We start from the raw sequence: 17,575 nt of genomic DNA, 5'->3' as shown, positions 1-17,575 counted from the left end.
CATATGCTGCGGCCGCGTTACCGGCGCGTTTCAGGGAGCCGCCGCGATGATTGCCATCGTCATCGCCCGGCGCGCGCCGCGCGGCCGTGCTTCGTCAGAGCGCCGCCTGCCGCGCCGCGGCCTCGATCACGCCGGCGGTGACCTGCGCCTGGGTGTAGAAGACGGCGTGGCTGGCTGGCACCTCGGTCACCCGCGCGCCGATGCGGTTGGCCATGTGGCGCAGCATGCGCAGGTCGAAGGCCTTGTCGTCGGTCGCGATCAGGGCCCAGCTCGGCTTGCTGCGCCAGGCGGCCTGGGTCAGCCGCGTGCCGAAGGCCGACATGGCGATGGGCACCTGCGAATCCCGCAGGAAGGCGGCGTCGGCGTCGGTCGTATCGGCCGCGAAGCCGGCCTTGAACTTGTCGGCGCGGATGAAGCCGAAGCCATCGGGCGTGGTGTCGATGACGAAGTCAGCCTGCGGCGCGAAGCCCTCATATTGCTGGGCCGTGGTTTCCCCGGCATCGGGGGAAAGGGCGGAGACATAGACCAGGCTCGCGACATGCGGATGCACGCCCGCCTCGGTGATGACGGTGCCGCCCCAGGAATGGCCGACCAGCACGGTCGGGCCATCCTGCCGGTCCAGCACGCGGCGCGTGGCGGCGACGTCATCGGCCAGCGAGGTCAGCGGATTCTGCACGATGCTGACGCGATAGCCGCGCGCGCTCAGCATCTCATACACCGGGCGCCAGCCGGAGCCATCGGCGAAGGCGCCGTGCACCAGCACCACGTTCCGCGCCGGCGGCATCGCGGCGGTCCGGGTGGTCTGCGCCTGGGCGGCGGTGGTCAGGCTGGCGGCGGCGCTGGCGGCCAGCACGTCGCGGCGTGTGGTGGTCATGGCGGGGATCCTTGGCTGTGGGGCGGGTGACGCAGGCGGCGGTCAGCGCGCGGCGGGGCCGGCCATGGCGCGCCGCGCCATCTCGAGCATCGCGGCCGGCACGTAGATGATGCTGCTCTCCTCGCCCGAGCCGAGCGACATCGGGATGAAGCCGGGGCGCGGCTGCTGCGAGAAGATCGTGTCCAGGTGCACGATGCGGACGGACATGCCGTCCGGCATGGAGACCATCACGCGGCCGCCGCCGACCAGCGTGGCCTGGCCCATCGGGCCGTAGTCGATCTCGCAATTCTCGCCGCTGCAGCGGCTGATCGGATAGGACTGCGCCGCGGCATCGGCGGCGGCCAGGCCGGTGGCGAGCAGGGTGCCCGTGAGGGCGATGCGAAGCTGTGCGAACATCTGGTTTTCCTTCGTTGGCGTGCAGGGTTCCGACGAAGGCAGGATGGCAGGGGCCGGCGCGGCAATCCTTGGTGCGAAGCTGAAGAATTCTGAAGCGGTGGGGGCGCCGCGTCAGGCCGGCCGCAGGATGCCGCCGGCCTCCGCCACCATCGCCGCCTCGTCCAGGCTGGCACCCTGCGCCGCAAGCCGCGCCAGTTCCGCCGGTGCCAGCCGCGCATGCAGCAGAGCCTGCAGCCGGTCCTGCACGGCCTGGGAGCCGAAGCTGCGCAGGATGCCGCGCGGCGCATGGTTCCGCTCGACATGGCCATGCAGCCGCGCGGCGCTGTCCAGCCGCCCCTCCATCGCCGCGATCAGCGCCGCTCTTTCCAGATTGGCCGCGACCTCATGCGGCAGGCCCATCATCCGCGCGACCGCCAGGCGTTCCGCCACGATGGGGCGGGCCTGCGCGACATCGCCCAGCGCGAGGCGGTAGGAGGCCTCGGCCCCGCCGATATGCTGCACCCAGGCGGAGCGCGCCTGGCCCGGCCCGAGCGAGGCCAGCGCCGCCTGCGCCACCGCGATCGCCTCCGCCATGCGTCCGGCGGCGCAATGCAGCTCCGCCAGGCCGCCCAGCGTCAGCGCCACGTCGCGCGGGCTGCGCAGCTGCCGGGCCAGCGCCAAGGCCTCCTCCAGCGCGGCGGCGGCCGCGGCGGGCTGCCCGGCGCGCAGCCAGGCGGTGGAGCGGACGCGGAGGCAGGAGACGAGCGCCTTGTTCGGCCGGCCGCCGCGCAGCAGCGCCTCCGCCTCCTCCAGCAGCGGCGTGGCGTCCACGACATCGCCGGCCAGCACATGCTGCCAGGCCTGGCGCCACAGCGCCCGCCCCAGATCGATGCGGCTGCCGGCGGCGCGGAACAGCGCGACGGCACGGCGCGCGGCCTCCAGCGCCTCCGACCCGCGCAGGGCGAGCCAGCCGCAGCGGCCGAGCCAGAGCCGGCCCGCCACATCGGGCGGCGTCGTCGCATCGATATGGGCGATCGCCAGGTCGAACCAGTCGCGCAACTCGCCCTTCAGCGAGAGCTCGCCCCAGACATGCTCGGTCAGGCTGGCCAGCAGCACGCCCTGCCGCGCATCGCCGCCCGGCCCGAAGGCCCAGGCCAGGGCGGCGCGAAGGGTCTCGATCTGCGGCGCATGGATCGCGAACCAGTCGTCATCGGGCAGGAAGGGCCAATCGGCCTCGGCGCTTTCATAGGCCTGCAGCAGCCAGTGCAGCAGGCTGGCGCGCGCCGCCGCCAGCTCGGGCGCGGGCAATTGCTCGGCGGCGTAGTAGCGCGTCGCGTCCAGCAGCCGGTAGCGCGCCTGCGCCCCGCCGAGGTCGGCCTGCACCAGGGACTTGTCCACCAGCGCGGCGATCAGGCCGGCGATCTCCTCCGCATGGCCGGCCAGGTCGCCGGCGACGAAGGCGGCAGCCTCCGCGGTCCAGTTGCCGGCGAAGACCGAAAGGCGCAGCAGCAGCGCGCGTTCCGCGGGCTCCAGCAGGCCGAGGCTCCAGCCGATGGTGGCCCGCAGCGTCTGCTGCCGCGCCAGGGCGGTGCGCCGCCCGGCGGTGAGCGGGCCGAAATGCCGGTCGAGCCGCGCGCCGAGTTCGGCCAGGGGCATCGCCCGCAGCGCCGGCGCGGCGAGTTCGATGGCCAGCGGGAGACCATCCAGCCGCCGGCAGATCCGCATCACTTCGGCGGCCTCCGCATCCTCGGGCGCGAAGCCGCCGAGCGCCGCCGCGGCGCGGTCCAGGAACAGCGCGCTGGCCGGGTAGTCCGCGAGTTCGGCTGCGGTGAGGACGCAGTCGGCGGCCGCCGTGTCCAGCGGCTGCAGCCGGTGCAGCCGCTCCCCCTCCGCGCGCAGCGGCTCCCGGCTCGTGGCCAGGATCGCCATGCCGGGGCAGGCGCGCAGGATCGCCTCCGCGGCATCGGCCGCGGCGCGCAGCAGGTGCTCGCAACCATCGAGCAGGAGCAGCCCGTGCCGGCTGCCGAGGCAGGCCAGCACGGCGCCCAGCGCATCCCCGCCGCCGGGATCGAGGCCCAGCGCGGCGGCGATGGCGGGCGCAACCATGCGCGGATCCTCCAGCGGACCGAGATCGGCCAGCCAGGCATCGGCCGCCGCCTGCTCGGCGGCACGCTCCGCGGCGGCGAGGGCCAGCCGCGTCTTGCCCACGCCGCCCGCCCCCACCACGGTGACCAGCCGCGCCTCGCCCAGCTGCGCCGCCAGCCGGTCGAGCTCGGCCGTCCGGCCGACCAGCCGCGTCAGTGGTTGCGGCAGGGCCGCCCTTGGCGGCGCGGCCAGGGCGGCCTCGGCCGGCGTCTGCGGCGCTGACGCCGGCAGCAGGGTGACGGGCGCGACGAAGCGGTAGCCGCGGCCGGACAGGGTCGCGATGCTGTCACGGCCCAGCAGCCTGCGCAGGGCCGCGACATGGACGGTGAGGTTGCCTTCCTCCACCACGCGGCCGGGCCAGACCAGCGCCATCAGCTCGTCCTTGCCGACCACGCGGTCGCGCCGCTCCACCAGCGCCAGCAGCAGGTCGAAGGCTCGGCCGCGGATCGGCAGCGCGCGGCCGCCTTCGCTCAGGGCCCGGTGGAACGGGTCCAGGTGGAAGGGGCCGAAGGCCAAGGCTGTCGCGGTCTCCGCCATGGCGGGGCCTCTCCCTTTGGAAAATTTTGCATTTCTTTGTTCGGCGCGGCAATGCCGGCCGCGCATGTTCCGCCCGCTCCCGCGGCCCGCCGGCCCTGGCCGCCCAGGCGTCGCGGAATCGTGAGATTCGGATGTTTTTGGCGCCCTCACCAGGACACGCGGCCGCCGGCGCGGCCAGGATAGCGGCGGAGGCCTGCCGCTGCCGTGGCGGCCCAGGGCAAGGAGAGACGAGCTTGCGCAGCAATCCCGGGCGGCGGGGCTTTTGTCGCGGTCGTCGCATCGCTACAGGCGGCTGATGCTCCGCTTCGGCAACCTCCTCGTGGATGCGGCGGCCCGCCAGCTGCGCATCGATGGTCGCGCCGTGGCAATGCCGGCACCGGCCTTCGACATCCTTCTGGTCCTGGCGCGGCAGGCCGGGCAGCTGGTCGGCAAGGATGCGGTGATGGCCGCCGTTTGGGGCGCGGCCGCGATCAGCGACAATACGCTGCAGGTCCATGTGGCGGCGCTGCGCAAGGCGCTGGGCGCGCAGCGTGCCCTGCTGGAGACGACCTATGGCCGCGGCTACCGCCTGCTCGGCGACTGGACCGCCACCGCGGCGGCCGAGGCGGCACCCGGCCCGGCCGCGCCGCCCGGCAACCTGCCCCTGGCCACCTCGCGGCTGATCGCGCGGGAGGAGCCGCTGGACCAGGTGGCGCGGCTGCTGGCGGAGCATCGCCTTGTCACCCTCATCGGTGCCGGCGGCATCGGCAAGACGCGGCTCGCCATCGAAGTGGCGCGCCAGGTCGCGCCCGGCTTCCGCGACGGCTGCTGGCTGGTCGAGCTTGCCTCGCTGAGCGACGAAGGGCTGGTGCCGCAGGCCGTGGCGCGCAGCCTCGGCCAGGGCTTCACCGGCCACGAGGTGACGGCAGGCGACGTTGCGTCCCTGCTGGAGTCGCGGGACTGCCTGCTGCTGCTCGACAATTGCGAGCATGTCATCGGCGCCGCGACGGAGCTGGCGGAGACGCTGCTGCGCCGCTGTCCCGGCCTGCGCATCCTGGCCACCAGCCGCGAGGTGCTGCGCGCGCGGGATGAGCGCGCCTTCCGGGTCCCCTCGCTCGATGTGCCGCGGCTGGCGGAGGAGGATGCGGCGGCGATCCGCCGGCATGGCGCGGTGGCGCTGTTCCTCGCGCGCATGGCGATGCTGGGCGCAGCGGCGCGGGACGAGGAGATGCCCGCCATCGCGCGGATCTGCCGGCAGCTGGACGGCATTCCACTCGCGATCGAGCTGGCCGCGGCCCGCGCCGGCACGCTGGAGGTGCGGGAGGTGGCGGCGCGGCTGGATGGCCGGCTGCACCTGCTGGAGGCGGACCGCCGCTGCATGCCGCCCCGCCACGCCACGCTGCGCGCCACGCTGGAATGGAGCCACGATCTCCTGACGCCCGTGGAACAGCTGGTGTTCCGCCGCCTGGCCGCCTTCGCCGGCGGCTTCACCCTGGAGGCCGCCCGCGCCATCGCCGCCGATGCGGACTTCGATGCCGAGGCGGTGGAGGAGGCGGTGGCGGGGCTGGTCGGCAAGTCGCTGCTGAACTTCACCGCCGCCCCCGCGTCCCGCTGGCATTTCCTGGAGACGACGCGCGCCTTCGCGCGGGAAAGGCTGCAGCAGGACGGGGAGGCCGGGGTGCTGGCCGCGCGCCACGCCGACTGGTTCGCCGCGGCCATCCAGGCAGTCTGGAATGCCGGCGCGCCGCAGCCCGAGCCACTCGCCGCCGGCGCGCGGGAGCTGGAGAATGTGCACCTGGCGATCGCGACCCTGTTCGGGACGGGGGGCGATCCGGATCGCGGCGCGCGCCTGGTGGCGGATTTCGTCCCGGTCTGGCTGCATCTGGGCCTGACGCTGGATTGCCAGCGCCGCGTCGAGCGCGCCCTGGCGCATCACGCGGCCGCCGGCATCGCGACGCGCATCCGGCTGCTGGCGACGCTGACGCTGATCCTGCAGCGCCACGCCGCCCCGGCGGAGGACAGCGCCGGGCTGCTGGCGGAGCTCGCGCGGCTGGTGGACCAGGCGCCGGACTCGGAGGCGCAGCTCTTCGGCATCTGGGCCATCTGGAACCAGCAGGCCAATTCGGACCGCCACGACGCGGCGCTGGCCAGCGCGGCGCGCTTCGCGGCGCTCGCGCGGCGGACCGGGCAGCCGCTGCACCAGCTCGTCGCGCAGAACATGCGGGGCTATGTCCATCGGCATCTTGGCCGCTACCACTTGGCGGCGCGGCATCTCGACGCGGCGCGGCGGCTGGCCGCCTGCGGCCCGCAGGGGCGGCCGCTGACCTGGATGCATTACGAACAGCGCGGCTACACCGAGGCGATGCTGGCGTCGGTGCAGTGGCAGCGGGGCGAGCTGGACCAGGCGCGGCGGACGGCGAGCGCCGCGCTCGACATCGCGAGCGCCAGCGGCACCGGCGGCGATGTGATGTTCGCCGCGATCCTGGGCGTGGCGCCCATCGCGATCCATGCCGGCGATCATCAGGCCGCCCGCGTCGCCGCCGATCTCGGCGACGATTTCTGCCATGCGCGCGGCTTCGTCTTCGGCTCGGCGCAGATCCGCTGCCTGCGCGCCGTGCTGCAGGCCGCCTGCGGCGACCCGGCGGGCGGCGCGGCGCTGCTGGAAGCGACGCTGGGCACGCTGCGCAGCATCGGCCGCTGCTGCTACCTCGGCTACTACCAGGCGCATCAGGCGACGGCGCTGCTGGCCTGCGGCGATCATGCGCGCGCGGCCATGCTGCTCACCGAGGCCGCGGCGACGGCCGACCGCCAGGGCGAGCGATGGATGCTGCCGGAGCTGCTGCGGCTGCAGGCGGAATGCCTGATGGCGCAGCGGCGCCCCGCGCTGGCGCCCGCCGCGGAGGCCGGGCTGGAGGCGGCGCTCGACCTGGCGCGGCGGCAGGGCTCGGCCTTCTGGGAATTGCGCATCGCGGGCAGCCTCGGCCGCCTGCATCGGCGCGAGCCGCAGCGGGCGCTGCCGGCGCTGCGTGCGGCGCTGGCGCGCATCCAGGGCGGCGCGGACTGGCCGGAGGTGCAGGCGGCGCGCGCCCTGCTGCGCGCGGCGGAGCAGGGCCCCGCGGGGCGATCCGCGCCGCACCAGCAGCCCGCCGCCACGGCCGGCGCGTGAGCCGGTCGGGCCCGGCGACCCATGTGCATGGGCCCTGGGAGATCGACCTGGCGCGGCGCGAGCTGCGGGCGAATGGCCGGCGCATCCTGCTCGGCCAGCGCGCCTTCGCCATCCTGGAAGTGCTGCTGGACCGCGCCGGCGCGCCCGTCTCCCGCGCCGAGCTGATGCGCGCGGCCTGGCCTGGGATCCGCGTGGAGGCGAATACGCTGGAAGTGCATGTGCTGGCCCTGCGCAATGCCTTCGGCGCGGAGCGCGGGCTGCTGCGGACCCTGCGCGGCCGCGGCTACCAACTCGACGGGCATTGGCGGCCATGTCCCGCGGCCGCGCCGGCTGAGGGTGGCAACCTGCCGCCGGCGGAGGGGGGGCTGCATGGCCGGCAGCAGGCGCTGCCCGGCGTCATCGCCCTGCTGCGCCAGCACCGGCTGGTCACGCTGACCGGCGCGCCCGGCATCGGCAAGACGCGCCTGGCGATCGAGGCGGCGCGCGGCTTCGCGCAGGAAGCCGGGCTGCCGCCCTTCCTGGTGGACCTGACCCTGCTGGCGGAGGCGCGGCAGGTGCCGCAGGCGCTGGCGGAGGTGCTGCGGCCGGCCGGCGATGGCTCGGCCTGGCAGGCGGAGCCGCTGGCAGCGGCGCTGGCGGGCCGGCGCGCGCTGCTGCTGCTGGATGGCTGCGACCCCGTGGTGGCCGAGACGGCGCGGCTGGTGCATCTGCTGCTGACCCGCTGTGCCGGCATCCGGGTCCTGGTGACCGGGCGCGGCATCCTGCGCATCGACGGCGAACAGGTCTGGCGCGTCGCGGCGCTGGAGAGGCTGCCCGGCGAGGCCCCCGACCGGGCGTTGTTCCTCGACCGGATGCGCCAGGCGGGCGCGCCACCGGTCGCCGGGGCGGAGGAGCTCCGCATGATCGATGCGATCTGCGGGCAGCTGGATGGCCTGCCGCTGGCCATCGAATGGGCCGCCTTTCGTGCCTCCCGCCTCGGCATCGCGGCGGTCGGCGCCTGGCTGCCGGCGCATCTGCTGTCGCTGGGCAGCGGCCAGCGCAGCGCCCCGCCCCGCCACCGCAGCCTGCGGGCGGCGCTGGACTGGAGCATCGCGCGGCTGGCTGAGCCGGAGCGGCGGCTGCTGCGCCGGCTCGGCGTCTTCCCAGGCCGCTTCACCCTGGAGGAGGCCCTGTCCCTGGCGGGCGATGACCTGGGGGAGGAGGCGGTGATCGGCGGCATCGCCGGCCTGGCCGGGCAATCCCTTCTGCTTCGCGAGGACGATGAGGCCGGCGCGGCTTGGCGCCTGCTGCACCCCATGCGCGCCCGCGCGCGCGAATTGCTGGCCGATGCAGGGAGAGGCGGGGGCGATGCAGCGCATCAGACCGTCGGGATGGTGCCGCCATCGATGACATAGTCCGCGCCATGGATCGCCGAGGCCCGGTCGGAGGCCAGGAAGGCGATGAGCTCCGCGACCTCCTCCGGCGCCGCCGGGCGACCGAGTGGGATGCCGCCCAGCGCCTGCAGCACCCCCTCCCGCGCCGCCGCCATGCTGCCGCCATGCTGCGCGGCAAGGCGCTGCAGCAGCGCCTCTGCCGCCTCCGTATGGATCCAGCCGGGGGAGACGACATTCACCCGCACGCCCTGCGGCCCCACCTCCTTCGACAGCGCCTTGCTGTAGGTGGTCAGCGCCGCCTTGGCGGCGGCATAGGCGGTGGTGGACTCGGGCAGGGGCAGGCGGTTCTGGATGGAGGCGACATGGATCACCACGCCCTGTCGCTGCGCCAGCATGCCCGGCAGCAGCGCACGATCGAGCCGCACGGCGGGCATCAGGTTCAGCTCCAGCTCGGCCCGCCACTCCGCCTCGCCCAGCTGCGCGAAACCGCCGCCGGGGGCGGAGGAACCGCCCAGCACGTGCACCAGGGCATCGACGCCGCCCATGCGCGCGATCGCGGCCTCCGCCAGCGTCGCCGCACCTTCCGGGGTGCTGAGGTCGGCCGCGACCCAGAGCGCGCCCTCGGCCGCCTCGGGCGGCCGGCGCGCTGCGGTCAGCACCCGGGCGCCGCCGGCCAGGAAGCGCCGCACCGTGGCCCGCCCGGTGCCCTTGCTGCCGCCGGTGACCAGGATTCGGCGGCCCTCGAACTCCGCCGGATCGGGGGCCCGGGCCATCAGCGGATCTCCAGCGCGGAGATCGCCCGGCCGGCCAGTTCGAAGCGGAAGGTGAAGCGGATCGGGCTGCCGGGGAAGTCGCCGGCGGTCGGCCCCTCCACCACGATGGTGCCGCCTTCCGCATGCCACGCCTCGGGCGTAAACACCGCCCGGCTGGCGATGGTCGCGGCCTCGATCCAGGCGCGGATCGCCGCCGGGCCGGAATGGCTGCCGCCTTCGTCGCGCACAACGGCATCGGGGGCGAAGGGCGCCAGCATGGCCTCGGCATCCAGCCGGGCATTGGCGCGGATATAGGCGGCGATGGGGGCTGGCAGTTCGTCGATCACGGGCTCTCTCCAGGCTTCGTCGTGGTGCGGGCAAGCTGTTCATGGGCCGCTGGAATGACAAGAACGGACGAAAAGGTAAGGCACGCACCCGAAGGTAAGCGCCCCGTCCACACGCCGGAATCCGCGGCGGAAGGCGTACAGACCGTGATCCGCGTGCTGGAAGGCCGCTGGAAGCTGCTGATCCTGTTTCAGCTTTTCGGCGGGCAGATCCGCCGTTTCTCGGATCTGGAGCGCGCGATTCCTGGCGTGTCCCAGAAGATGCTGATCCAGCAGTTGCGGCAACTTGAGGCGGATGGCGTGGTGACCCGCATCGTCCACCCGCAGGTGCCGCCCAAGGTGGAATACCGGCTGACCGAATGGGGCCAGGCGCTGTGCCCGGCGCTGGATGCCCTGCTGCTCTGGGCCGAGGCCGCGCCGCGGGACTGAGCCGCGCGGGTACGCCGGCCCGACCGCTACCGACGTAGCGGCTTGGCGGCCGCCTGACATCAAGCGGCAAGCGCCGGGCCGCAGGCTGGCCTCCTCCCCATCGGATGAGGCCAGGACCAGCATGCACATGCGTCGACCCGAGCGCGATCCCGCGCCGTTTTCCCTGTCCCGCGCCAGCCCGCGCCGGTCCCTCTGGCAGCTCCTCCGCGCCCGCATCGAACAGTGGCGCCGGCAGCGCCTGGCGGCGGAGGAACTGGCGGGCCTCAGCGACCACATGCTGGCCGATATCGGGCTGACGCGGTGGGAGGTGGAGGCGGGCGGGCGGGGCCGCCCGCCCCGCGCCAGGGGGGCGCTTCCGCATCCACGCCTGTGCCGTCGCGCGGCAGCGCGGAGCTGCGGCCGCGCCGCCGTCGCATTCCTCATGCCGCGTGCCGTGCCGCGATGCGGACGCGCAATTCGGCAAAGCCGTGCATGAAGGTGGAGGCGGTTCGCACTGGCGGATGCACCACCTCGATCCTTGGAAAGCGGTCCAGCACCGCCTGCCACAGCGTGCGGATCTGCAGATCGGCCAGGCGGGCGCCGAGGCAGCGATGGATGCCGGCGCCGAAGGCGAAGTGGCGGCGGGCATTGGCGCGATCCAGGATGAAGTCATCGGCCTGCGCGAACAGGGCCGCGTCGCGATTGGCCGAGAGATACCAGAGGATCACCTTCCCGCCCTTCGGGATCCGCTGGCCACCGAGCGTGACATCCCGCATGGCGGTGCGGCGCATATGGGCGACCGGCGTCTGCCAGCGCAGGATCTCGGGCGCCAGGCCGGTGAGGAGCGCGGGCTGCCGGCGCAGCTTCGCCCATTCGCCCGGGAAGCGATCGAAGGCGAGCACGCTGGCGCTGAGGCTGTGGCGCGTGGTGTCGTTGCCGGCCACGATCAGCAGCAGGATATTGCCCTGCACTTCGGCCCGCGGCATGGCGCGGGTCCGCGGGCAGCGGGCGAGCAGGGACAGCAGGTCCTCCCCCTCCGGCGCGCGCAGCCGCTGCTCCCAGATCGCATCGAAGCTGTCGAGGCAGTCCTGCAGCACGCGCATCTTCTCCGCCAGCGTCGGGAAGCCCGGGCTGCCGGGCAGCGCCACGATGGCCTGCGACCAGCGGATCAGCTCGCGGCACCGCGCCTCAGGGAAGCCCAGCAGCAGGGCGAGGGCGCGTGCCGTCAGCTCGACCGAGACGCGGTCGACCCAGTCGAAGGTCTCGCCGATCGGCAGCCCGTCCAGGATCTCCGCCGCCCAGGCCTGCAGCCGCGGCGCCATGGCGGCCAGGCGATCCGGCGTGAAGGCTGGCGCGACGGCCTGGCGCTGCGCCGTGTGCCGCGGCGGGTCCATGGCGAGGAAGGAGGGCAGGAATTGCGGATCCTCCGGATGCGAGAGGATGGTGATGCCGCCATGGGCATGCTCCGAGGAGAAGGTCTCGTGATCCAGCTCCACCGCCTCGATGTCGCGTGCCCGGGTGATGGACCAGTAGGTGCCGTAGAGGCCCTGGGCGCAGCGATGCACCGGCGCCTCCCGCCGCAGGCGTTCCAGGTAGCGCGGCGCCAGGCCGAGCTCGAAAAGCCCGGGCTGCGCCACGTCCAGCGCCTCGACCGGCAGCGCTGCCAGCTCGGTCTCGTATTGCGCCGCGGTCTTCGGGCTGGTGGGGATGGGGGGCATGGGCGGGCTCCTCGGTGGAGAGCCGTGATGCCGCCCCGCGATGACGCGCAGGTTTCCGGCGCCGCGCCCTGGGCTACGGGTGCAATGCGCAGGGCCCTGCGCCACCCCCGCGTCCGGCCCGCGCATAGGCGGGGCCTATGCGGCCGAAAGGCTCATCTTGCTTCCTTAACGATCCTCCGCATGGCTAAATCCCTCCAGGTGAAACCAGAGGAGGGAATTGGTCATGTCTTCCGGCAAGCTGTCTTCCAGCAAGATCGACGAGGCCACGCTGAACAAGGTGGTGGGCGGGGCCTTCACCCAGGGCAGCGAGGGCGCGGATACCCTGGCGGGCACGGCGGAGGCCGATGTCATCTTCGGCCAGGGCGGCCATGACGTGATCGGCACCGGCCAAGGTGACGACCAGGGCTATGGCGGCGAAGGGAACGACTTCATCCACACCGGCGCGGGCAACGACCTGGCCTTCGGCGGCGCCGGCCAGGATACGCTGAACGGCGGGTCCGGCGCGGACCAGCTGCAGGGCGAGGAGGGCAACGACTTCCTCGATGGCGGCGCGCATGACGGCGCGGCGGACCTGGCCTTCGGCGGCGCGGGCGACGACAGCTTCATCTGGGCGCCGGGCGACGGCAACGACCAGTTCCAGGGCGGCGAGGGCCGCGACAGCCTGAGCGTGGCCAATATGGGGATGGAGGCGCTGCTCGGCGCGCTGACGGTCGAGGGATCCGGCCTGCAGATGGTGGTGACCAACAACGTGGTCACCTTCACGGATGCGCAGGGCAATCCGGCCACCTTCTCCGGCAGCATCACGGTGGGCGGCGAGACCATGCGCTTCTTCGGCATCGAGCAGATCAGGGTGGGCTGACCGCGGCTCTCGCGGCGGCGCGGGACCTGGCGGGATGGCGCGGCCTCGCCACAGGGCGGGGTCGCGCCTTCCGCATGCGCCGCCGCGGTGCCGCGCCAAGCCGGCGGGCGCGGGCCTGCGTCTCACTTTCGGGTCGGTCCCCCTATCTCCACGCATAATGGTTGGCACCCGCGGCGGGCGCCTAGGGTCGCAGCGTGATCCCCGGCAGGCGCCACCGCGAAGGTGTCCCGCCTGGCCGGGGGACACTGAAAGGACCCGGAATGCCTGCCGAAGACCCGCTGCCGGGCAGCGTCTTCCTGCCGACCCGGCGGGACGCGATCGGCCTGGGCGTGGCCGCGCTCGCGCTCTCCGCCGGCCTGCCGCGCAGCCCCGAAGCCGCCACCACCAGACCCAACCCAGAAGGACCGACCAGCATGCCCTATGTCACCACCCGCGACGGCGTCGACATCTTCTTCAAGGACTGGGGCCCCAGGGATGCCCAGCCGATCGTGTTCCATCACGGCTGGCCGCTGTCCAGCGACGACTGGGACACGCAGATGCTGTTCTTCCTGGGCCAGGGCTTCCGCGTTGTGGCGCATGACCGCCGCGGCCATGGCCGTTCCGCCCAGGTCAGCGAAGGCCATGACATGGACCACTACGCGGCGGATGCCTTCGCGGTCGCGGAGCATCTGGACCTGCGCAATGCCGTGCATATCGGCCATTCCACCGGCGGTGGCGAGGTGACGCGCTATGTCGCGAAGCACGGCCAGCCGGCCGGCCGCGTCGCCAAGGCGGTGCTGGTCAGCGCGGTGCCGCCCATCATGCTGAAGACGGCGGCCTATCCCGGCGGCCTGCCGATCGAGGTCTTCGACGGCTTCCGCAAGGGCGTCGCCGACAACCGGGCGCAGATGTTCCTCGATGTGCCCGCAGGCCCCTTCTACGGCTTCAACCGGCCGGGCGCCACCGTGCACCAGGGCGTCATCCAGAACTGGTGGCGGCAGGGCATGATGGGCAGCGCCAAGGCGCATTACGAGGGCATCAAGGCCTTCTCCGAGACCGACCAGACGGAGGACCTGAAGGCCATCACCGTGCCGACGCTGGTGCTGCATGGCGAGGATGACCAGATCGTGCCGATCGACAATTCGGCGCGGCTGAGCGTCAGGCTGCTGCGGAACGGCACGCTGAAGACCTATCCGGGCTTCTCGCACGGCATGCTCACCGTGAATGCCGATGTCCTGAACCGCGACCTGCTGGCCTTCGTGAAGGGCTGATTCGCAGGGGATCCGGCATGGCGCCGCCGCCCGCGCAGGGCGGCGGCGTCATTCGGCCGGCGGCGCGTCCAGCGCCGCGGCCAGGCGCACCAGCTCCGCCAGCGACCGCGCGCCCATCTTCCGCATCGCGCCCGCGCGGTGGATCTTCACCGTGATCTCGCTGAGGCCGAGCTGGAAAGCCACTTCCTTGTTCATGCGCCCGGCGGCGACCAGCGCCATCACCTCCCGCTCCCGCAGCGACAGGCTGGCGTAGCGCAGGCGCAGCGCATCCAGGTCGTGCTCCGTCGTCCGCCGCGTCCGGTCGCGCTCCAGCGCCAGCTCCACGGCGGCCAGCATCTCGTGGTCACGGAAGGGCTTGGTCAGGAAGTCCACCGCGCCCGCCTTCATCGCGCGCACCGACATCGGGATGTCGCCATGCCCGCTCATCAGGATCGCCGGCAGGCGGATGCCCAGCGTCTGCAGCTGTTCCTGCAGGTCGAGCCCGCTCATATCCGGCAGGCGCACGTCCAGCACGATGCAGCTCGGCACTTCCGGCGCCGGCACCGCGGCCAGGAAGGCGCGGCCGGAGGCATAGCTGCGGACCTCGAGGCCCGTGGAGCGGAACAGGCTGCGCAGCGCCGCAGAGAGCGAGGCGTCATCCTCCACCAGGTGGATCAGGCCCTGGCTCACGGCGCGACCGGCAGGGTGAAGTGGATCACGGCGCCGCCCTGGTCCGCATTGGTCGCCCAGATCCGCCCGCCATGCGCCTCGACCGAGGCGCGGCAGATGGCGAGGCCGACGCCGATGCCGCCGGTCTTGGTGGTGTAGAAGGGCTCGAAGATGCGGCCCAGCGATTCGCTGGCGATGCCGGCGCCGGTATCGGCGACCTCCACCCGCACCCAGCCTTCCTGCGCCATGGCCCGCACGGTGATCTCGCGCGGCTCCGGCGCCTGGCTCATCGCCTGCGCGGCATTGACCAGCAGGTTGGTGACGATCTGCCGCAGCCGCGACAGGTCCGCCCGCACATGCGGCGTCTCCGGCGCGATGTGGATGGACAGCCGGGCGCCGGCCGCGCGCAGTTCGGCATCGACCAGCGCGGCGGAATCGCGGACCACCTCGGCCAGGTGCAGGCGCAGCGGCGCCAGCGGCGCATTGCTCAGCAGCAGCCGCGTGCGGTCCACCACGTCCCGCGCCCGCAGCGCATCGGCCACCACGGCGCCGATCGCCTGCTCGGCCTCGGCGAGATCCGGCTCCGGCCGCCGCAGCCAGCGCAGCGCCGCCTCGCCATTGGTCACCACCGCCGCCAGCGGGTTCTTCACCTCATGCGCGATGGAGGCGGTGACCACGCCGACCGTCGCGGCATGCGTCGCCCGCGCCAGCTCGCGCTCCACCCGCGCCAGCCGCGCCTGGTCCGCCTTGTAGTCGGAGATATCGACCACGCTGACCGCGATGCGCGCCCAGTCCTCCGGCCGCTGCGGCAGCAGCGCGGTGACCAGGCAGTCCCGCTGCTCCCCGTCCGCCCGCGTGATGCGGCTTTCCGAACGATACACCCGCTCCCCGCGCGCCATGGCCGCGATCCAGCGCGGCACGGTCTGCGCCGAGGCCGGCACCACCTGCTGCAGCGGCCCGATCAGCAGGCGCTTGTCGGCCAGACCCATCAGCCCGAGCGTCGCATCGTTCACGTCGATGATGCGGATGGTGGCGTGCAGGCGCTCCACCAGCTCCGGATGCGCGGCGCAATGGGCGGGGATATCGAGCCCGGCGCGGTGCAGCTCGGCCAGGCTGCGGCCCACCTCCGTCCAGTCCTCGATCCAGATCGAGATGCCAGCGCTGTCCGGCTCCGGCCCGTTCGAGCTGGGCCACTTCGCCTTCGGCCCGCCGGCCCAGAGCGCGGCGGCCGAGCTCAGGGCGATGCCCGCCGCCAGCACCGCGCCGCCGGCCGCCGCCTGCCCGTCCTGCAGCAGCAGCAGGCCGGGCGGCGCGCAGGCCAGGCCGAGCAGGGGCGCGGCGCGGCGCAGCCCTTCCCCGGCGCGGCCAGGCCAGCCGCCCCAGGCCCCGGTGCCACGTCGCGGCGCGCCCAGGCTACCCTCCATGGCCCATGACCTCCTGCAGGCAATGGGCGATGGTGCCGGCATCGAAGGGCTTGCTCAGGAAATGCCGCGCGCCGGCGGCCATCGCCTGTTCCCGCACCGCCTCCTCGGGGAAGGCGGTGATGACGATGACGGGCAGGGCCGGCCAGCGCAGCCGCACGGCGCGCTGCAATTCCAGCCCGCTCATGCCCGGCATCTGCACATCGGTGACCAGGCAGCCGGCGGCGGTGCCGCCGCCTTCGGAGAGGAAGGCCTCGGCGCTGTCGAAGGCGCGCACCTGGTAGTCGAGCGACCGCAGCAGCCGGGACAGCGCGACGCGGATGGCATCGTCGTCGTCCACGATGGCGACCAGCGGGGCGCCGCTGGCGCCGGAAGGGGGAGGGATGGGCAATGCGCTAGGGTCCGGGCGCCGGCAAGGTGAAATGGAAGGTGGTGCCGGCCCCCGGCGTGCTGGTGGCCCAGAGCCGTCCGCCATGGCCCTCGATGCAGTTCCGGCAGATGGCGAGGCCCATGCCCATGCCGCCGGCCCTGGTCGAGTGGAAGGGATCGAAGATGCGCGGCAGGCGCTCCGGCTCGATGCCGATGCCGTGGTCGTGCACCTCCGCCAGGATATGCCCCGCCTGCCGGCGCAGGGTCACGGTCAGGTCGCGCGGTCCCGCGCAGTCCACCATCGCCTGGGCGCCGTTGACCATGAGGTTGACCAGCACCTGCTGCATCTGGATGGGATCCGCCAGCACCTTCGGCAGGCCCGCCTCGGCATTGAAATGCAGCGAGGTGCCGAGGCTGCGCAACTCTCGCTCCACCAGCAGGATGGCCTGGCGCGCCGTCTCCGCCAGGTCGATCGGGTCGCCACGGCGCGGCGAATTGCTCAGGAAGGCGCGGGTGCGGGCCACCACGTCGCGGGCGCGCGTCGCATCGGCGATGACATCGGCCACCGCCGCCTGCGCCTCGGCCAGGTCCGGCACCGGCCGGCGCAGCCAGCGCAGGCTGGCCTCCGCATTGCTGACGATGGCCGAGAGGGGGGAGTTGATCTCATGCGAGATGGTGGCGGTCAGCGCGCCGATGGTGGTGATGCGGGCGGCGCGCGCGATCTCGGTCTCCGCCGCCACCAGGCGCGCCTGCGCCGCCTTGAAGGAGGTGATGTCGATGCAGGAGACGATGATGTCCCGGAATCCCTCCAGGCTGTCCGGCAGCTCCGCGACGAACAGCGTATCCAGCGCGCTGCCGTCGGGCCGGATGATATGCGCCTGGGAGCGGAAGAAGGGCGCATCGGCGGCGAAGGCGACCAGCCATTCGATGAAGGTGCTGTCGGTATTGGGCAGGATGCGGGCGAGCGGGCCGATGAAGGCCTCCTTCCCCGGCGCGCCCATCATCTCCACGGTGAAGGCATTCACGTCGCGCACCTGCACCTGCTGGCGCAGCGCGCGCGCCTGTTCGGGATGCTGGGTGAAATGCGCGCGCATGTCGTGGATGCCGGCCTGCTTCAGCGCCAGCACGGCCTCGCCGACCGCGGTCCAGTCCTCCAGCCACAGGGAGATGCCGGCGCGTTCGAAGATCGCCCGGCGCGCCGCCTCCGCCGCCGCGGCCCGCCGCAGCTGGCGCAGGGCCAGCGCGCCGCCGGCCAGGGCCGAGGCGAGGCCCGCCAGCGCCGCGAGGCCACCCATGGGCGTGGCGCCGGCCTGCCAGGCCTGGGCGAGCGCGACGCCGGCCAGCAGGCCGGGCGCCA

Annotated in this window: 16 protein-coding genes; 6 read left to right on the top strand and 10 right to left on the bottom strand. The window is 73.5% G+C overall.

The window, feature by feature from the left end; genetic code table 11:
* Positions 1 to 94: 94 nt before the first annotated feature.
* The 3 genes from ACTIF1_RS15340 to ACTIF1_RS15330 form a co-directional block, all read right to left on the bottom strand.
* Positions 95 to 874 (bottom strand): alpha/beta fold hydrolase, encoded by a 780-nt coding sequence (locus ACTIF1_RS15340; RefSeq protein WP_439597313.1) that lies wholly within the window; start codon positions 872 to 874, stop codon positions 95 to 97.
* 42 nt (positions 875 to 916) lie between these two features.
* Positions 917 to 1,270: a hypothetical protein gene (locus ACTIF1_RS15335; RefSeq protein ID WP_439597312.1), complete on the bottom strand. Its 354-nt coding sequence runs from the start codon at positions 1,268 to 1,270 to the stop codon at positions 917 to 919.
* Between the two features lie 111 nt (positions 1,271 to 1,381).
* A complete protein-coding gene (locus ACTIF1_RS15330; protein WP_439597311.1) occupies positions 1,382 to 3,931 on the bottom strand; it encodes an ATP-binding protein in 2,550 nt (849 codons plus the stop codon).
* Positions 3,932 to 4,226: 295 nt separating this feature from the next.
* On the opposite strand from ACTIF1_RS15330, the gene ACTIF1_RS15325 reads away from it, so the two are divergent.
* Entirely contained in the window at positions 4,227 to 7,076 is a 2,850-nt protein-coding gene (locus ACTIF1_RS15325; protein WP_439597310.1) for an ATP-binding protein, read from the top strand.
* Positions 7,073 to 8,470, top strand: coding sequence for an ATP-binding protein (locus ACTIF1_RS15320; RefSeq protein WP_439597309.1), 1,398 nt, complete (start codon positions 7,073 to 7,075; stop codon positions 8,468 to 8,470). The genes ACTIF1_RS15325 and ACTIF1_RS15320 overlap by 4 nt, the downstream gene beginning before the upstream one ends.
* On the opposite strand, the gene ACTIF1_RS15315 is transcribed toward ACTIF1_RS15320, so the two are convergent.
* Positions 8,434 to 9,222, bottom strand: coding sequence for an SDR family oxidoreductase (locus ACTIF1_RS15315; RefSeq protein ID WP_439597308.1), 789 nt, complete (start codon positions 9,220 to 9,222; stop codon positions 8,434 to 8,436). The genes ACTIF1_RS15320 and ACTIF1_RS15315 overlap by 37 nt on opposite strands.
* Positions 9,222 to 9,548: a nuclear transport factor 2 family protein gene (locus tag ACTIF1_RS15310; protein ID WP_439597307.1), complete on the bottom strand. Its 327-nt coding sequence runs from the start codon at positions 9,546 to 9,548 to the stop codon at positions 9,222 to 9,224. Before ACTIF1_RS15310 ends, ACTIF1_RS15315 begins: the two co-directional genes overlap by 1 nt.
* 144 nt (positions 9,549 to 9,692) lie before the next feature.
* On the opposite strand from ACTIF1_RS15310, the gene ACTIF1_RS15305 reads away from it, so the two are divergent.
* Both ACTIF1_RS15305 and ACTIF1_RS15300 read left to right on the top strand, forming a co-directional pair.
* Positions 9,693 to 9,974: a winged helix-turn-helix transcriptional regulator gene (locus ACTIF1_RS15305; protein ID WP_439597306.1), complete on the top strand. Its 282-nt coding sequence runs from the start codon at positions 9,693 to 9,695 to the stop codon at positions 9,972 to 9,974.
* Entirely contained in the window at positions 9,934 to 10,449 is a 516-nt protein-coding gene (locus ACTIF1_RS15300; protein ID WP_439597305.1) for a DUF1127 domain-containing protein, read from the top strand. The genes ACTIF1_RS15305 and ACTIF1_RS15300 overlap by 41 nt, the downstream gene beginning before the upstream one ends.
* On the opposite strand, the gene ACTIF1_RS15295 is transcribed toward ACTIF1_RS15300, so the two are convergent.
* Complete coding sequence (locus ACTIF1_RS15295) at positions 10,394 to 11,671, bottom strand: cytochrome P450 (protein ID WP_439597304.1); 1,278 nt, start codon at positions 11,669 to 11,671, stop codon at positions 10,394 to 10,396. The two genes, ACTIF1_RS15300 and ACTIF1_RS15295, sit on opposite strands and share 56 nt — an antisense overlap.
* A gap of 223 nt (positions 11,672 to 11,894) precedes the next feature.
* Here ACTIF1_RS15295 and ACTIF1_RS15290 point away from each other — a divergent pair, with 223 nt between their 5' ends.
* The gene (locus ACTIF1_RS15290) at positions 11,895 to 12,530 is read left to right on the top strand and encodes a calcium-binding protein (RefSeq protein ID WP_439597303.1); all 636 of its coding nucleotides are present in this window, start codon (positions 11,895 to 11,897) and stop codon (positions 12,528 to 12,530) included.
* Between the two features lie 413 nt (positions 12,531 to 12,943).
* The gene (locus ACTIF1_RS15285) at positions 12,944 to 13,780 is read left to right on the top strand and encodes an alpha/beta fold hydrolase (protein WP_439597418.1); all 837 of its coding nucleotides are present in this window, start codon (positions 12,944 to 12,946) and stop codon (positions 13,778 to 13,780) included.
* Between the two features lie 48 nt (positions 13,781 to 13,828).
* Here ACTIF1_RS15285 and ACTIF1_RS15280 read toward each other — a convergent pair whose 3' ends face one another.
* The 4 genes from ACTIF1_RS15280 to ACTIF1_RS15265 all read right to left on the bottom strand — a co-directional run.
* Positions 13,829 to 14,449 (bottom strand): response regulator transcription factor, encoded by a 621-nt coding sequence (locus ACTIF1_RS15280; protein WP_439597302.1) that lies wholly within the window; start codon positions 14,447 to 14,449, stop codon positions 13,829 to 13,831.
* Positions 14,446 to 15,852, bottom strand: a complete 1,407-nt coding sequence (locus ACTIF1_RS15275) for a sensor histidine kinase (RefSeq protein WP_439597301.1) — start codon at positions 15,850 to 15,852, stop codon at positions 14,446 to 14,448. The genes ACTIF1_RS15280 and ACTIF1_RS15275 overlap by 4 nt, the downstream gene beginning before the upstream one ends.
* Complete coding sequence (locus tag ACTIF1_RS15270) at positions 15,842 to 16,240, bottom strand: response regulator transcription factor (protein ID WP_439597300.1); 399 nt, start codon at positions 16,238 to 16,240, stop codon at positions 15,842 to 15,844. Before ACTIF1_RS15270 ends, ACTIF1_RS15275 begins: the two co-directional genes overlap by 11 nt.
* Before the next feature lie 4 nt (positions 16,241 to 16,244).
* Positions 16,245 to 17,575, bottom strand: a 1,331-nt coding sequence (locus ACTIF1_RS15265) for a sensor histidine kinase (protein WP_439597299.1), incomplete at its 5' end; no start/stop codon positions are given.

Source organism: Falsiroseomonas sp. (assembly GCF_051860665.1).
In the GTDB taxonomy this organism is placed as follows: domain Bacteria; phylum Pseudomonadota; class Alphaproteobacteria; order Acetobacterales; family Acetobacteraceae; genus Falsiroseomonas.
This window is presented reverse-complemented; position numbering and strand designations above follow the sequence as displayed.

What these genes read in the sequence shown, in the direction of transcription:
- ACTIF1_RS15290 (WP_439597303.1), top strand. Translation starts at nt 11,895, where the DNA reads ATGTCTTCCGGCAAGCTGTCTTCCAGCAAGATCGACGAGGCCACGCTG.
- ACTIF1_RS15315 (WP_439597308.1), bottom strand. Translation starts at nt 9,222, where the DNA reads ATGGCCCGGGCCCCCGATCCGGCGGAGTTCGAGGGCCGCCGAATCCTG.
- ACTIF1_RS15340 (WP_439597313.1), bottom strand. Translation starts at nt 874, where the DNA reads ATGACCACCACACGCCGCGACGTGCTGGCCGCCAGCGCCGCCGCCAGC.
- ACTIF1_RS15285 (WP_439597418.1), top strand. Translation starts at nt 12,944, where the DNA reads ATGCCCTATGTCACCACCCGCGACGGCGTCGACATCTTCTTCAAGGAC.
- ACTIF1_RS15300 (WP_439597305.1), top strand. Translation starts at nt 9,934, where the DNA reads ATGCCCTGCTGCTCTGGGCCGAGGCCGCGCCGCGGGACTGAGCCGCGC.
- ACTIF1_RS15335 (WP_439597312.1), bottom strand. Translation starts at nt 1,270, where the DNA reads ATGTTCGCACAGCTTCGCATCGCCCTCACGGGCACCCTGCTCGCCACC.
- ACTIF1_RS15275 (WP_439597301.1), bottom strand. Translation starts at nt 15,852, where the DNA reads ATGGAGGGTAGCCTGGGCGCGCCGCGACGTGGCACCGGGGCCTGGGGC.
- ACTIF1_RS15295 (WP_439597304.1), bottom strand. Translation starts at nt 11,671, where the DNA reads ATGCCCCCCATCCCCACCAGCCCGAAGACCGCGGCGCAATACGAGACC.
- ACTIF1_RS15325 (WP_439597310.1), top strand. Translation starts at nt 4,227, where the DNA reads ATGCTCCGCTTCGGCAACCTCCTCGTGGATGCGGCGGCCCGCCAGCTG.
- ACTIF1_RS15330 (WP_439597311.1), bottom strand. Translation starts at nt 3,931, where the DNA reads ATGGCGGAGACCGCGACAGCCTTGGCCTTCGGCCCCTTCCACCTGGAC.